We start from the raw sequence: 1,196 nt of genomic DNA on the forward strand, positions 1-1,196 counted from the left end.
GGGAGTGTCATGAACTCTGTGTATCTGGCTCGGCCCATGCGGGTTTCAGATACGGTCACGCATTGAAGCGCTCCTCGAACATGATAGCGAACTGGTTGCGTGCGGCAAACCATTGTCGAACATTTCGTCCCCCTTTCTCGAAGTTTCGGATTGCCAGGTAGATCAGCTTTGTCGCGGCTTCCTCGGTGGGAAACGAGCCGCGCGTCTTGATGGATTTGCGGATCACCCTGTTCAAGCTCTCAATCGCGTTTGTTGTGTAAATGATCTTGCGGATCGCCGGATCGAAGGCGAAGAACGGAATTACCTCCTGCCATGCCCGCCGCCATGCCGGGGCAATCGAGGCATATTTCCCGGCCCATTTTTCCTCGAACGCATCCAGTTCGGCGGCGGCTTGATCGGCGGTGGCGGCTTTGTAAATGCGGCGCAGATCGGCGGCCACATATTTGCGGTCTTTCCAGGCGCAGAAGTTCAGGGAATGGCGCACCAGATGAACAATGCAGGTCTGCACCGTGGTCTCCGGGAAGGCGGCCGTGATCGCGTCAGGAAAGCCCTTGAGCCCATCGACAACGGCGATCAGGATGTCCTGCACGCCGCGGTTCTTCAACTCGTTCATCACTGAGAGCCAGAACTTGGCCTCTTCGTTCTCGGCGATCCAGAGGCCCAGAACCTCGCGTACGCCGTCTCGTGAGACGCCCAGAGCCACGTAGACCGCCTTGTTCTTGACCATGCGACTGTCGGCGTCCCGGATCTTAACCCGAAGGGCGTCGAAAATGACAATGGGATACGTCCGGTCCAGCGCCCGGCTCTGCCATTCGCGGACCTCATCCAGCACCGCATCGGTGACGCGGCTGATAAGGTCGGGCGAGACTTTCAGGCCGTAGACATCCTCAAGATGGGCGCGAATGTCGCGGACCGTCAGACCCGCAGCGTAGAGCCCGATGATCTTGTCATCCATGCCGTCGATCCGGGTCTGGCCTTTCTTGATCAGCTCGGGTTCGAAACTGCCGTCCCGATCACGGGGCACAGAAATCGACGTCTCGCCGTCCTGGCCTTTCAGGCGCTTGCTGCCGCTGCCATTGCGTCGGTTGGACTGACCCGGTGGAGCGTCGTTGCCTTCTTCATAGCCCAGATGTGCGGTCAACTCGGCCCCCAGCATCCGCTCCATCAGCTTGATCTTGAGCTCTTTCATCAGCCCG

1 protein-coding gene is annotated in these 1,196 nt (G+C 59.2%); it reads right to left on the minus strand.

Annotated features, from left to right (window positions below):
- Nucleotides 1-55: 55 nt before the first annotated feature.
- Nucleotides 56-1,196, minus strand: a 1,141-nt coding sequence (locus M3P21_RS22275) for an IS256 family transposase (RefSeq protein ID WP_249713703.1), incomplete at its 5' end; no start/stop codon positions are given.

Source organism: Ruegeria spongiae, assembly GCF_023502395.1.
GTDB lineage: Bacteria > Pseudomonadota > Alphaproteobacteria > Rhodobacterales > Rhodobacteraceae > Ruegeria_C > Ruegeria_C spongiae.